Origin of the sequence: Bradyrhizobium sp. Pha-3 (genome assembly GCF_042258325.1) — a bacterium.
Classification (GTDB): domain Bacteria; phylum Pseudomonadota; class Alphaproteobacteria; order Rhizobiales; family Xanthobacteraceae; genus Bradyrhizobium; species Bradyrhizobium elkanii.
This window is the reverse complement of sequence record NZ_CP170151.1, coordinates 4,944,328-4,957,291: the sequence shown is the minus strand read 5'-3', so window position 1 is coordinate 4,957,291 and position 12,964 is coordinate 4,944,328. Positions and strand designations below refer to the sequence as shown.

The following is a 12,964-nucleotide window of genomic DNA, read 5'->3' as shown; positions in this document are numbered from 1 at the left end:
CCGGATTGCGCGCAGCCTGTCATCGGGCGCGCGTTCGCGCGACGTGTTGGGTCCATCCGGGCGCCGTCGAGGGGCGTGCTGCCAAAATATCGAAAACAACCCCATGCAAAGTAGCCGGTGGTGGCTGGCGCTCGACCAGGCAATTGACACGTCGGGCAATTTCAGGGTATTCTTCTAATATTCCGAATATCGTGCAGGCGCGCCCTCGGGCTCCCGACTTCCGAGCAGCCTTACGCCGCGCCGGCGACGGGTTTGCGCCGGCGTGTGGTGCTCGCGCCCGCGGCAGGGCCGCGGCGATGCCCGGCCAGCAGCTCGCGGATCTGGGCGGCGGGCTTCGGCGGGCTGAACAGATAGCCCTGCATTTCCGAGCAGCCGAGCTCGCGCAGCAATTGCTGCTGCTGCGCGGTCTCGACGCCTTCCGCCGTCGTCGTCATGCTGCGCTCGGCGGCGATGTTGACGACGGCCTCGACGATGCCGGCCGATCCTTGCGGATCGGCGATGTCGGTGACGAAGCAGCGGTCGATCTTGATCTTGTCGAACGGGAATCGCTTCAGGTAGCTCAGCGACGAATAGCCGGTGCCGAAATCGTCGAGCGCGATCCTGATCCCGATGGCGCGCAGCTGGTGCAGCGCGGCCAGCGCCGTCTCGTCGTCGCGGATCAGCACCGCCTCGGTGATCTCGAGCTCGAGCCGGCTCGCTGACAGCCCCGACGATGCCAGCGCCGCGATCACCTTGAGCGCCAACGTGCCGCTGCGGAACTGCACCGGCGAGACGTTGACGGCAAGCCTGACCTGGTCGGGCCAGTTTACGGCTTCCTTGCAGGCCGTCATCAGCACCCATTCGCCGAGCTGGTTGATCAGGCCGGTCTCTTCCGCAATCGGCACGAATTCGGCCGGCGAGATCATGCCGCGCTGTGGATGGCGCCAGCGCACCAGCGCCTCGCAGCCGGTGATCTCGTTGCTGCGCAGGTCGACGCAGGGCTGGTAATGCACTTCGAGCCCGCTTTCGGCGGCGATCGTCTGCCGCAACTCCATCTCGAGCTCGCGGCGGGCGCGCGCGTCGGCATCCATCGCCGGCTCGAAGAAGCGGAAGACGCGCCGGCCGGCCGACTTTGCTGCATACATCGCAAGGTCGGCGTTCTTCATGATCTGGTCGAGATCGGTGCCGTCCTTCGGCGCCAGCGCGATGCCGATGCTGGCGTCGGTCGTGACCTGGTGGCCGAGGCATTGATAGGGCGCGCGGATCACCTCGTAGATGCGCGCGACGAGGTCGGTGACCTCGGCCTCGCTCTTCACCCCGGTCTGCACGATCGCGAACTCGTCGCCGCCGAGGCGGGCGACGAAATCGCCGTCGCCGATCACGCCGCTCAGCGTCCTCGCCACGGACTTGAGAAGCTCGTCGCCCACCATGTGGCCGAGCGAGTCGTTGACGCCCTTGAATTCGTCGATGTCGATATAGAGCACCGCAAGCTGGCTGTCGGGCGCGACGTGCGGCAGCTCGCGCCTGATCTCCTCGTGGAACAGTGCGCGGTTCGGCAGGTCGGTGAGAGCATCGTAGTGGGCGAGATGCGTGATGCGCTCCTCGGCGCGGCGGCGCTCGGTGACGTCCTCGTGGGTCGCAAGCCAGCCGCCATCGGCCAGCGGCTCGTTGACGACCTGGACCGAGCGCCCGTCGGGCGTCGTGATCACCATGGTGTTGCGGATGCCGACGTCGCGCAGCACGAGATTGACGTAGCGCTCGACGTCGCCCTGGAACGATCCGGTCCGGTGACGATGCACGATGACGTCGCGGAAGCTGCAGCCGGGCTTGATGATGTCGGCCGACAACCCGTACATCTCGATATAGCGCCTGTTGCAGATCACGAGGCGCTGCGCGGCATCGAACAGCAACAGCCCCTGCGTCATGTTGTTGACGGCGGTGTCGAGCCGCAGCTTCTCCAGCGTCAGGCTCTGCTGCTGGGCGCGATGCTGCTGCACCAGCTTGCGCACCACCAGCGTCAGCAGGATCGCGATCGCCAGCACCGAGATGCTGGTCACCGCGATCAGGATGCCGATCTGCTCGCGCCAGTTGGCGAGCGCCGCCTCCGTGGTGCTCGTCGCAACGACGACGATCGGGAATTTGGTCAGTGCCCGCGACGACACCAGGCGGTCCTTGCCGTCGACCGGGCTGGCGAGCCGCGTCGTGCTCTGCGGCAGCTCGAACACCTGCTGCTGATTGACCGGACCGTTGCGGAAGTTCCTCCCGATCAGCTCCTCGACATGGGGATAACGCGCCAGCAGCGTGCCGTCGCGATGATGCATCGAGATCGCGGCGCCGTCGCCGAGCGCCACCGTGGAGAAGAACTTCTCGAAGGTCGCCGGCTCGATGCCGCGGCCGACTACGCCGAGGAATTCGCCATGCGGTCCGGTGACCTTGCGGACGATGACGGTCGTCCAGTTTCCGGTGACGCGGCTCACCACCGGCGCGACCTGCATGTCGGGCGAATAGGGGCTCGATTTGAAGATCTGGAAGTAGGGGCGATCGGCAATGCTGGCCTGCGGCAGCGGCCAGGCGCCCGAGCTGTTGATCAGAACGCCGTCAGCGTCGAACACATTGAGGCTGCCGACATTGGACAGCGCGTCCATCTTGGATTTGAGCATCGCATGGATGTCGGCGGCCGACATCCGGCGCTTGTAATTCTCCGGTGTCGCGATTGCGTTGTCGCGCATGAACGCGATCAGGTCGCGCTGGACGACCTCGAGATCGTCGAGCTGCTGGTCGAAATGCCGCGCCAGCAGCAGCACGGTGTTCTCGAGCTCACGCTCGCTGTTGTGCAGGGCGCGCTCGCGGAAATTCTCGGCCATCAAGGTCGCGCCGATCGCGATCGCAGCCATCAGCACGGCGCCGCCGAGGATCAGCCAGCGGATTGGACCGCTGCCGATCACCGAGGTGATGTTGAACGAGGCGCTGCCGTTTGGATTCATGTGCCGCAATCGCTTCCAGGTGTTTCACCCGGAAGTAGGTTTCGTGCACCCCCGGCCCGCGAAAGTCGTATCCAATCGAAATGGAGCGCGGGTTAGCGAGATTGGTTAACGAAATCTTGCGGACATTCGCGACAGGCCGTCGCTTGCGCATCGGTTGCGATCACGCGCCGGCGCGATAGCGCCCGGACTTGCCGCCGATCTTCTCGACGAGGTGGATGTCCTCGATGCGGATGCCGCGGTCGACCGCCTTGACCATGTCGTAGATCGTCAGGCATGCGACCGAGACCGCGGTCAGCGCCTCCATCTCGACGCCGGTCGGCCCCGTCACCTTGACGCTGGCGCGGACGATGCAGCCGGGCAGCTTGCGGTCGGGTGTGATGTCGATCGTGACCTTGGTCAGCGCCAGCGGATGGCAGAGCGGGATCAATTCCGAGGTCCGCTTCGCCGCCATGATGCCGGCGATGCGCGCGGTCGCGAGCACGTCGCCCTTCTTGGCCTGGCCGGTTTCGATCAGCGCCAGCGTAGCCTTGCTCATCACGACGCGGCCTTCGGCGACGGCGGTCCGCTCGGTCGCGGGCTTGGCCGAGACGTCGACCATCCGAGCCTCGCCCTTGGCGTCGATATGGGTGAGGGCGGTGCCCGAGCCGGACGGCTCGGCCTTGGTCTTGCCCTTGCTGTTCCGCGCCATTGCGTCAGCGCGTTGCGGTGGCGCGCGGGGCGGCCTGCCGCGTCAGCAAGGCGCGGGTGGCCGCGGTGACGTCCTGCTGGCGCATCAGGCTTTCGCCGACCAGGAAGGTCGACATCCCGACCCGTTCGAGCCGGGCGAGATCGTCAGGCGTGAAGATGCCGCTCTCGCCGACCATCAGGCGGTCGCGCGGGATCAGCGGCGCCAGCGCCTCGCTGGTCGCGAGCGTGGTCTCGAAGGTACGCAGATTGCGGTTGTTGACGCCGATCATCGGCGAGCGAAGTTTCAAGGCACGGTCAAGCTCGGCGCGATCATGGATCTCGACCAGCACGTCCATGCCGTAGCCGAGCGCGGCGTCCTCGATCTCCCCGGCCGCCGCGTCGTCGAGCGCGGCCATGATGATCAGGATGCAGTCGGCGCCATGGGCGCGCGCTTCCGCCACCTGGTAGGTGTCGAACATGAAATCCTTGCGCAGCACCGGCAGGCTGGTCGCGGCGCGGGCCGCGACCATGAAGTCGAGATGGCCCTGGAACGAGGGCGCGTCGGTCAGCACCGACAGGCAGGCCGCGCCGCCGGCCTCATAGGCCTTCGCGAGCGCGGGCGGATCGAAATCGGCCCGGATCAAGCCCTTCGAGGGCGAGGCCTTCTTCACTTCCGCGATCAGCGCGTAGTCGCCGCGCGCATGCTTGTCCTTGAGGGCGCGGACGAAGCCGCGCGGGGCCGAAGCCGATTTGGCCTGCGCCTCGATCTCGGCGAGCGGATGGGCGCGCTTCGCGGCCGCGATCTCCTCGCGCTTGTAGGCCTCGATCTTGGTCAGGATGTCGGACATCGCTTAATGCCTTGCTTGCGCATGATCTGATTCGAAAACCGGTTCCCACTTTTTCGGATCATGCTCAACCGTTCGAAACCGCGACCAGATGCTTCAGCCGCGCAGCGGCGGCGCCGCTGTCGAGCGACTGCGCGCCGATCGCGACGCCGTCCTTGAGGTCCTTGGCGCGGCCGGCCACGATCAGCGCGGCGGCGGCGTTGAGCAGCGCGACATCGCGATAGGCGCTCGGCTTGCCCTGCAGCACGCTGGCGAGCGCGATCGCATTGGTATCGGCGTCACCGCCCTTCAGCGCCTCGCCGCCGACGCGGCCAAGACCGGCGTCCTCGGGCGTCACCTCTGATGTCCTGATCTCGCCGTTCTCGAGCGTCGCAACGAAGGTCGGGCCGGTGAGGGTGATCTCGTCGAGGCCATCGGAGCCATGCACGACCCAGACCTTGTCCGAGCCGAGGTTCTTCAGCACCTGCGCCAGCGGCTGCACCCATTGCCGCGAGAACACGCCGACCATCTGCCGCTTGACGCCGGCCGGGTTCGACAGCGGCCCGAGCAGGTTGAAGATGGTGCGGGTGGCGAGCTCGACCCGGGTCGGACCGACATTCTTCATCGCCGGATGATGCGCGGGCGCGAACATGAAGCCGATGCCGGCTTCCTTGACGCAGCGCCCGACTTGTTCGGGCGTCAAATCGAGCCTGACGCCGAGCGAGGCCAGCACGTCGGCGGCGCCCGAGCGCGACGACAATGCGCGGTTGCCGTGCTTCGCCACGGGCACACCGGCGCCGGCCACGATGAAGGCCGCGCAGGTCGAGACGTTGACCGAGCCGGAGCCGTCGCCGCCGGTGCCGACGATGTCGACGGCCTCCGCCGGCGCCGTGACCGGCAGCATCTTGCCGCGCATCGCGGTGACGGCGCCGGTGATCTCCTCGACGGTCTCGCCGCGCACCCGCAGCGCCATCAGCAGCCCGCCCATCTGCGAGGGCGTGGCTTCGCCCGACATCATGCTGTCGAAGGCGGATGCCGCCTCTTCACGCGTCAGCGTGGCGCCGGTGGCGACTTTTCCGATGATCGATTTCAGGTCGTCCATTCGCTGGCTCAGGGTCTGTTGTTGGAGCTTGATCGCTGCGCAGCGCGCCGTCGCGGTGTCCCGATCATGCTCAATTATTTGCGCCTGTCACCTGTGCGAAGGCTGCCTGGTTGATGGTCACGCCGATATCGGACTCGATCTTCGTGACATATTGCGCGACCTGCTCGTCGCTGAGCGACCGCCGCAGCGCCTCGGTCAGCTGCTTGGCCGCATCTGACGCGAAGTCGACCGGCGGCACCGTCACGTTGGTGACGCGGAAGACCACCCACTGGCTGCCGCCGGCGACGGAGGTCTGTCCGTCGCCGTCCTTGGCGGCCCGGAATGCGGCCGCAATCACGCCTGCCGGCACGGCAGGCAGCGAGGCCTCGCGGTTGAAATTCGCCGCGGTTTCGACCTTGACGCCGACAGCGGCGGCTTCGTCGGCGAGCTTGGCGCCGCTGTCGAGCTTCTGGACGATCTCGGTCGCCTTGGCGCGCAGCTTGGCGGAGATCTGGTCTTCGCGCCACTTGGCCTCGACCTGGTCGCGAACCTCGTCGAGGCTGCGCTCGCGCGACGGCGTGATGCCGAGCACGTCGTACCAGACATAGCCGCCGTTGAACTGGATCGGGTCGTTGTCGACGCCGACGTCGCTATTGAAGGCCTGCGACACCACGTCGAGACCGCGCGGGATGTTGGTCGCGACCTGGCCGTTCGGCAGCCGCCCGGAGCGATCAACCGCGTCGATGGTGACGGGGGTCAGCTTCAGCTTCTGTGCGGCTTCGACGACGCTGGCGCCGCCGCCGCGCTCGTCTTCCATCTTGTCGCGCAGCTCGGCGACCTTGGTGCGGGCGCGCTCGGAGGCGATCTCGTTCTTCACCTGCTGGGCGAGGCTTTCATAGCTCGGGGTCACGCCGGGCTCGACCTTGCCGACCTTGACCAGCGCGGCGCCGAAGCGGCCCTGCACCGGCTGGCTGACTTCGCCTGCGGCCAGGGAGAAGGCGGCATCGGCGACGGCCGGATCGAGGATCGCCGACTTCGCGATCAGGCCGAGATTGACGTCGGCCAGATTGAGGTTGCGCTCCTTGGCGATGTCGTCAAACGACGCGCCCGACGCAATCCGCCCGCGCGCGGCCTGCGCCTCGCCGGCGTCCGGAAACACGATCTGCGAGACCTCGCGCTTCTCCGGCGTGCTGAGCCGGTCTTTGCGCTCCTCGAAGATCTTTCTGGCGTCCTCGTCCGACACCGTTTCCCACTTGCCGATCTCCTCGGGCGTGATCGCGACGAAGGAGATCTTGCGGTATTCGGGCGCGCGGAACTGGACCTTGTGGTCCTCGAAATAGGCGGCGAGCGCCTCGGGCGAGGGCGGATCGATGGTGCCGGCCTGCGCGGCGCCGAGCGTGATGTAGTCGATCGAACGCTGCTCGTTCTGGAACCGGGTCAGCGCCTCGACCAGCGATTTCGGCGGCTCGATCCCGGACGAGATGGTGCCGGCGATCTGGCGCCTGAGGCCAACGCGGCGCTGCTCGGCGATGTAGCGGCCTTCGGTATAGCCATAGTTGCGGATCACGGCCTGGAAGCGCTGCGGGTCGAACTGGTTGTTGAGGCCCTTGAAATTCGGGTCGTTGTAGATCGCGCGCAGCACCTCGGCGTCGGACACATTGAGGCCCATGCGGCGCGCCTCCTCGTCCAGCGCGGCTTCCGCAAGCGTCTGCTGCAGCACCTGGCGGTCAATGCCGAAGGCGCGCGCCTGGTCCGGCGTCAGCGGACGGCCGAACTGGCGGCCAAGCTGCTGCAGGCGGTCGGTATAGATCTGGCGGAACTGCTCGGCCGAAATCTCGGTCCCGCCCACCTTGGCGAAGGTCGACTGGCCAAACCCCTTGAAAATGTCGGCAATACCCCAAATTCCGAAACTGACGATCAAAACGCCCATCACCACGGCCATAATCGTCTTGCCGAGCCAGTTTGATGAGGCTTTCCGCATTCCTCGAAGCATGGGTCCAACTTGTTTTACAGGAGGGGAACCGGGTCGTGCCCAATGGGGAGCCGAATGTCGAGGCTTTTGTCCCGCAGCAGGGCGTCACCGGGTTGAAAACCCATCATAAAGTGGCCGAAGCGCCCCCGCAACCTTGGCCGCGCGGGCGGAAGCGTCGCACGGTGTGCGCGAAGCCGCACTCTGGAAGTCGCCGCCCGGCTCTGATAGCGCAGGGACACGCTTGAACGATGGGAAATCCGACATGACCGACGCCATCCGGCCGCTGATCGCCGGCAACTGGAAAATGAACGGCCTGAAATCCTCTTTTGTCGAGTTCGACGCGATGCTGGCGGGCGCCGGCGATGTCGCCGGAAAGGCCGATCTCCTGGTCTGTCCGCCGGCGACGCTGGTCGGGGCCTTTGCCGACAAGGCGCGCGGCTCGAAGGTCGCGGTCGGCGCCCAGGATTGCCATCCCAAGGCATCGGGTGCCCACACCGGCGATCTCTCGGCGGAGATGTTCAAGGACCTCGGCGCGGTCGCGATCATCGTCGGCCATTCCGAGCGACGCGCCGACCACGGCGAGACCGACGCCTTGATTCGGCAGAAGGCGGAGGCCGTGTGGCGCGCCGGATTGACCGCGATCGTCTGCATCGGCGAGACGCGCGAGCAGCGCGACGCCGGCAAGACGCTCGATGTCTGCGGCACCCAGCTTGCGGGGTCGCTGCCCGACGGCTCGACCGCGGCCAACCTCGTCGTGGCCTACGAGCCGGTCTGGGCGATCGGCACCGGCCTGACCCCGACGGCCAAGGATGTCGAGGAAGTTCACAGGTTTATCCGCGGTCAGCTCACCGATCGCTTCAAGGGCGAGGGAAACAGGATCAGGATCCTCTATGGCGGCTCGGTGAAACCGTCGAACGCGGCCGAGCTGATGGCCGTCGCCAATGTCAATGGCGCACTGGTCGGCGGCGCCAGCCTGAAGGCGTCCGACTTTTTGGCGATCGCTGCGGGGTGTTAGGGGTGCCCCTTTCGCACCGAGCTCTCACGCCGTCATCCTGAGGAGGTCGCAACGCGGCCGTCTCGAAGGATCGACGGCCCGGCTGGTGGCCGTCGACCCTTCGAGACGCGTTACGCGCTCCTCCAGCGACAAAGGCTTCGCCTTTGCGCGGGGGTGACGGGATTGGCAGTGTTGCGCAGACAGCTGCCATCGGCATCTCTGCTTGGCTACGGATTCAGGCCGCGGCCGCGCCGATCCGCTTCCAGTAGATCATCGTCCCGGTGAGGCCGCCATGCGGCTTCAGCGCGTAGTCCGGGATGATGCCGGTGAGCTGAAATCCCAGTCGTTCATAGAGCGGCGCGGCGCCATCCTCTTCGGCGGTGTCGAGCACCAGCAGTGTGCGTCCGTGCGTGATCGCAAGCTGCTCGGCCGCGCGCATCAATTCGGTCGCCACGCCGCGATGGCGATGGGCGACGCGCGTCATCATCTTTGCAATTTCCGCCCGATGCGGCTGGTTCGGCGGCAGTTTGAGCAGAAGCGTCACGGTGCCGATCAGATCATTGCTGGTGAAGGCGCCGAGCACGATGCGTTCGCCGCGTGCGGCGGCGCCGAGCGAGTCCTGCCAGAATGCATCGGCGTCATCTGGCGACAGCGGATGCATGAAGCTCACCGAGCCGCCGCTGGCGACGGTCTCGATCAACAGTTCGCTGAGCGCGCCGCGAATCGCAGGCGCATCCTCGATCGGCTTGATGGCAAAGTGTGACATGCATCAGCTCCGGGCCAGGGTGACCACATAGCTGCACCCGGCGTTGGTCTCGTTGGCGAAGGTCGTCTCCGCCGGCGGGCCGAATCCGAGACAATCGCCGGCGGCGAGCACGTGGCGTGTGCAGCCTTCGGTGATAACGAGGCTGCCGCTGAGCACCCAGACCAGTTGGCGGATATGCGCGTAGGAGGAGGCGGGCAGGGTCACGGTCTGCCTTGGCGGCAGTTCGACCCGCACCAGCTCGACCGGATGGTCGGGACGGCTGAACACCTGGCGGCGCAGATAGCCGGTTTCCGGATCACGCCAGACTGGTTGCGCGGCGGCGCGCGACAGCCGTTCGCCCTGGCCTTCGGCGCGCAACATCAGCCCGGCCAAAGTGAGATCGAAAGCCGAGGCGAGGCGCACCAGCACCACCGCGGTCGGGCTGACCTCGGCGCGCTCGATCTTGCTGATTGTGGCCTTCGAGACGCCGGCGCGTTCGGCGACGTCGGCCAGCGACCAGCCGCGGCCATCGCGTTCGAGCCTGATCCGCTGTGCCAGGCGTTGGCTCAGATCGTCTACCAAAGTGTCCATATGTCTATTATAATAGAATCTGCCGGCTTCGGGCAAGGCCTGGCCGGGCCGTGATCGGCGCTGCTTGTGATCATCGACAGTGCGACTATCTCGGGGGTGACAATGCCCGGTGCAATCGTGTAACAGAGCGCGACTTCACGAAAACCCGTAAAGCCGATAGCGCCGTTTGTCTGGCCGCTTGGCGGCTTGTGACGGAAGGCTTGCGATGCAGACTGTCGTTATCATTGTCCACCTCATGATTGTCGCCGTCATGATCGGCGCGGTGCTGCTGCAGAAATCCGAAGGCGGCGGCCTCGGCATGGGCGGCGGCGCGGGCTTCATGTCGAGCCGCGGCACCGCGAATCTGTTGTCGCGGACCACCGCGATCCTCGCGGCCGGCTTCTTCCTCACCAGCCTGTTCCTGTCTTGGTACGCCGGCTACGACCGCAAGCCGAGCTCGATCATCGGCACCGGGGCACCGGCGCAGACCCAGCCGGCCGGCGGCACGCCGATGAACGCGCCGACCTCCGGCGGCATCCTCGATTCGCTGAAGAAGGCCGACGAACAGCAGGGGCAGCAGGCCCCGAGCGGCCCGCAGGCGCCACGGTCGCAATAAAGCAGGGGCGCCATGCAGGATGCCCCGCTGGCATCCTGCATCAGAAGCCCCCATTAATGCTCTGAAATCGCTCTCAGTTTAACGTAACCCACAGCCCGGTGATTTGTTTGCCGGGAACGGTCGATTCGTTTTGCGAATCGCAGGAAGCGGATTAAAGGTAAAGTCCCATGGCGCGGTACATATTCATCACCGGCGGCGTGGTCTCCTCGCTCGGCAAGGGTCTGGCTTCAGCGGCGCTCGGCGCTTTGCTGCAGGCCAGGGGCTACAAAGTCCGCCTTCGCAAGCTCGATCCCTACCTCAACCTCGATCCCGGAACGATGTCGCCGTATCAGCACGGCGAAGTGTTCGTGACCGACGACGGCGCCGAGACCGATCTCGATCTCGGCCATTACGAGCGCTTCACCGGTCGTCCGGCCACCAAGGCCGACAACATCACGACCGGGCGAATCTACCAGGACATCATCACCAAGGAGCGCCGCGGCGACTATCTCGGCGCCACCATCCAGGTGGTCCCGCACGTCACCAACGCGATCAAGGAATTCGTGCTGTCGGGTAACGACGAGTTCGATTTCGTGCTGGTCGAGATCGGCGGCACCGTCGGCGACATCGAGGGCCTGCCGTTCTTCGAGGCGATCCGCCAGCTCAAGAACGAGCTGCCGCGCGATCATGCCGTCTACATTCACCTGACGCTTCTGCCGTACATTCCAAGTGCCGGCGAACTCAAGACAAAGCCGACGCAGCACTCGGTGAAGGAGCTGCGCTCGATCGGCATCCAGCCGGACATCCTGCTGTGCCGCACCGACCGCGAAATTCCCAAGGAGGAGCGGCGCAAGCTCGGCCTGTTCTGCAACGTGCGCGAGAGCGCCGTGATCGAGGCGCGCGACGTCGACAACATCTACGCCGTGCCGGAGGCCTATCATGCCGCCGGCCTCGACGACGAGGTGCTGGCCGCGTTCGGCATCACCGCGAAGATTCCGCCGGCGCTGCAGAGCTGGAACGTCATCAACGAGCGCGTCCGCAATCCGGAAGGTGCGGTGACGATCGCCATCGTCGGCAAATACACCGGCATGAAGGACGCCTACAAATCGCTGATCGAGGCGCTTTCGCACGGCGGCATCGCCAACAAGGTGAAGGTCAATCTCGACTGGATCGAGAGCGAGGTGTTCGAGAACGAGGACCCGGCGCCGTTCCTCGAGCACGTCAACGGCATCCTGGTGCCCGGCGGCTTCGGCCAGCGCGGCGCCGAGGGCAAGATCCGCGCGGCGCAGTTCGCGCGCGAGCGTGACGTGCCGTATTTCGGCATCTGCTTCGGCATGCAGATGGCGGTGATCGAGGCGGCGCGCAACCTGGTCGGCATCGAGGACGCCAACTCGACCGAGTTCGGCCCGACAAAGGAGCCTCTGGTCGGTCTGATGACGGAATGGCTGCGCGGCAACGAGCTCGAGAAGCGCTCGCAGAGCGGCGATCTCGGCGGCACGATGCGGCTCGGGGCCTATCCCGCGGCGCTCAACCGCGGCAGCCGCGTCTCGCAGGTCTATGGCGGCGCGACCGAGATCTCCGAGCGGCACCGCCATCGCTACGAGGTCAACACCGCCTACAAGGACCGCCTCGAGCAGCACGGCCTGCGCTTCTCCGGCATGTCGCCCGACGGCGTGCTGCCGGAGATCGTGGAGTACGAGGACCATCCCTGGTTCATCGGTGTCCAGTTCCATCCCGAGCTGAAGTCGCGGCCGTTCGAGCCGCATCCGCTGTTTGCCTCGTTCATCGAGGCCGCGGCGAAGCAGAGCCGGTTGGTCTAACCAAGCGGCCGTCAGCTGCGCCGCTACACGGCGCAGTCCTCGTTGGTCCGGCGTTCTTTCTTGATCAGTGAAACGTTTGCACCAGCCGCCGGCGTGCCGTCGCGCGTCATCAGCTTGTATTGCGGACGGCGGGTCAGCCGGTAGACCGCGGCCGGCGGCACGTTGAGGATGGCGCGATCGACCAGCGTGGCGCGCAGGCCGAGCCGGTCGAGGATCGGCCGCGGCACCGGGCAGCGCATCCCGTAGGTGAATTGATAGAACGCGCCGCCGGGACGCAGATAGCTGAACGCGCCGCCGACGATCGAGATGACCTTGCGCGGCGACATGTTGAGCAGCGGCAGTCCGCTGACGACGGCGCCAACCGGCGCGCCATCGTAGAGCCGCTCGGAGGCGAGGCGCGCCGCGTCCATCCACAGCACGCGCGCGCCGGGAAACCGCAGCTGCAGCAGCCGCATGAAATCCGAGCCGTACTCGATCAGCGTGAGATCCTGCTGGCGCACGCCGCGCTTCAACAGCTGATAGGTGAACGCGCCCGTGCCCGGACCGAGCTCGAGCACCGGGCCGGTGTCGGCGCTGATGTCGCGCGTGATCAGTTCGGCGAGCGCGGCGCCCGACGGCGCGATGGCGCCGACGCGGCCGGGGGCCGCCATCCACGCCGTGAAGAAAGACAGCAGATCATGTGACATTGGGATTCCCAGCAAAGTGTCGCGGCGCTTCGACTCAAGATGCGAAGC

11 protein-coding genes are annotated in these 12,964 nt (G+C 66.3%); 3 read left to right on the top strand and 8 right to left on the bottom strand.

Translation table 11 applies throughout. The features are described from left to right. Positions 1 to 230 precede the first annotated feature (230 nt). The 5 genes from ACE10X_RS23265 to ACE10X_RS23245 all read right to left on the bottom strand — a co-directional run bounded on the left by ACE10X_RS23265 (position 231) and on the right by ACE10X_RS23245 (position 7,527). Positions 231 to 2,963, bottom strand: a complete 2,733-nt coding sequence (locus tag ACE10X_RS23265; protein ID WP_304555328.1) for an EAL domain-containing protein — start codon at positions 2,961 to 2,963, stop codon at positions 231 to 233. A 160-nt stretch (positions 2,964 to 3,123) separates the two neighbouring features. After that, complete coding sequence (gene moaC / locus ACE10X_RS23260; protein WP_038385142.1) at positions 3,124 to 3,651, bottom strand: cyclic pyranopterin monophosphate synthase MoaC; 528 nt, start codon at positions 3,649 to 3,651, stop codon at positions 3,124 to 3,126. Between the two features lie 4 nt (positions 3,652 to 3,655). Continuing rightward, the gene (gene trpC / locus ACE10X_RS23255) at positions 3,656 to 4,477 is read right to left on the bottom strand and encodes an indole-3-glycerol phosphate synthase TrpC (protein WP_038385143.1); all 822 of its coding nucleotides are present in this window, start codon (positions 4,475 to 4,477) and stop codon (positions 3,656 to 3,658) included. Between the two features lie 64 nt (positions 4,478 to 4,541). Then, positions 4,542 to 5,555, bottom strand: a complete 1,014-nt coding sequence (trpD, locus tag ACE10X_RS23250; RefSeq protein WP_038385144.1) for an anthranilate phosphoribosyltransferase — start codon at positions 5,553 to 5,555, stop codon at positions 4,542 to 4,544. Between the two features lie 70 nt (positions 5,556 to 5,625). Then, entirely contained in the window at positions 5,626 to 7,527 is a 1,902-nt protein-coding gene (locus tag ACE10X_RS23245; RefSeq protein ID WP_038385145.1) for a peptidylprolyl isomerase, read from the bottom strand. 241 nt (positions 7,528 to 7,768) lie between these two features. On the opposite strand from ACE10X_RS23245, the gene tpiA reads away from it, so the two are divergent. Beyond that, a complete protein-coding gene (gene tpiA / locus ACE10X_RS23240; RefSeq protein WP_038385146.1) occupies positions 7,769 to 8,521 on the top strand; it encodes a triose-phosphate isomerase in 753 nt (250 codons plus the stop codon). 214 nt (positions 8,522 to 8,735) lie between these two features. On the opposite strand, the gene ACE10X_RS23235 is transcribed toward tpiA, so the two are convergent. Together ACE10X_RS23235 and ACE10X_RS23230 are read right to left on the bottom strand one after the other, a co-directional pair. Next, on the bottom strand, positions 8,736 to 9,266 hold the full coding sequence (locus ACE10X_RS23235; RefSeq protein WP_038385147.1) for a GNAT family N-acetyltransferase: 531 nt from the start codon (positions 9,264 to 9,266) through the stop codon (positions 8,736 to 8,738). A gap of 3 nt (positions 9,267 to 9,269) precedes the next feature. Further along, positions 9,270 to 9,836, bottom strand: a complete 567-nt coding sequence (locus ACE10X_RS23230) for an XRE family transcriptional regulator (protein ID WP_038385148.1) — start codon at positions 9,834 to 9,836, stop codon at positions 9,270 to 9,272. A 205-nt stretch (positions 9,837 to 10,041) separates the two neighbouring features. On the opposite strand from ACE10X_RS23230, the gene secG reads away from it, so the two are divergent. After that, a complete protein-coding gene (gene secG / locus ACE10X_RS23225) occupies positions 10,042 to 10,431 on the top strand; it encodes a preprotein translocase subunit SecG (protein WP_038385149.1) in 390 nt (129 codons plus the stop codon). A 167-nt stretch (positions 10,432 to 10,598) separates the two neighbouring features. After that, a complete protein-coding gene (locus ACE10X_RS23220; protein WP_028334049.1) occupies positions 10,599 to 12,230 on the top strand; it encodes a CTP synthase in 1,632 nt (543 codons plus the stop codon). 23 nt (positions 12,231 to 12,253) lie between these two features. Here ACE10X_RS23220 and ACE10X_RS23215 read toward each other — a convergent pair whose 3' ends face one another. Beyond that, positions 12,254 to 12,916, bottom strand: coding sequence for a class I SAM-dependent methyltransferase (locus ACE10X_RS23215; protein ID WP_038385151.1), 663 nt, complete (start codon positions 12,914 to 12,916; stop codon positions 12,254 to 12,256). Positions 12,917 to 12,964 lie beyond the last annotated feature (48 nt).

Coding starts and splice junctions, on each gene's coding strand:
- ACE10X_RS23230 (WP_038385148.1), bottom strand. CDS start 9,836: ATGGACACTTTGGTAGACGATCTGAGCCAACGCCTGGCACAGCGGATC.
- ACE10X_RS23215 (WP_038385151.1), bottom strand. CDS start 12,916: ATGTCACATGATCTGCTGTCTTTCTTCACGGCGTGGATGGCGGCCCCC.
- ACE10X_RS23245 (WP_038385145.1), bottom strand. CDS start 7,527: ATGCTTCGAGGAATGCGGAAAGCCTCATCAAACTGGCTCGGCAAGACG.
- trpD (WP_038385144.1), bottom strand. CDS start 5,555: ATGGACGACCTGAAATCGATCATCGGAAAAGTCGCCACCGGCGCCACG.
- secG (WP_038385149.1), top strand. CDS start 10,042: ATGCAGACTGTCGTTATCATTGTCCACCTCATGATTGTCGCCGTCATG.
- ACE10X_RS23220 (WP_028334049.1), top strand. CDS start 10,599: ATGGCGCGGTACATATTCATCACCGGCGGCGTGGTCTCCTCGCTCGGC.
- tpiA (WP_038385146.1), top strand. CDS start 7,769: ATGACCGACGCCATCCGGCCGCTGATCGCCGGCAACTGGAAAATGAAC.
- ACE10X_RS23265 (WP_304555328.1), bottom strand. CDS start 2,963: ATGAATCCAAACGGCAGCGCCTCGTTCAACATCACCTCGGTGATCGGC.
- trpC (WP_038385143.1), bottom strand. CDS start 4,477: ATGTCCGACATCCTGACCAAGATCGAGGCCTACAAGCGCGAGGAGATC.
- ACE10X_RS23235 (WP_038385147.1), bottom strand. CDS start 9,266: ATGTCACACTTTGCCATCAAGCCGATCGAGGATGCGCCTGCGATTCGC.
- moaC (WP_038385142.1), bottom strand. CDS start 3,651: ATGGCGCGGAACAGCAAGGGCAAGACCAAGGCCGAGCCGTCCGGCTCG.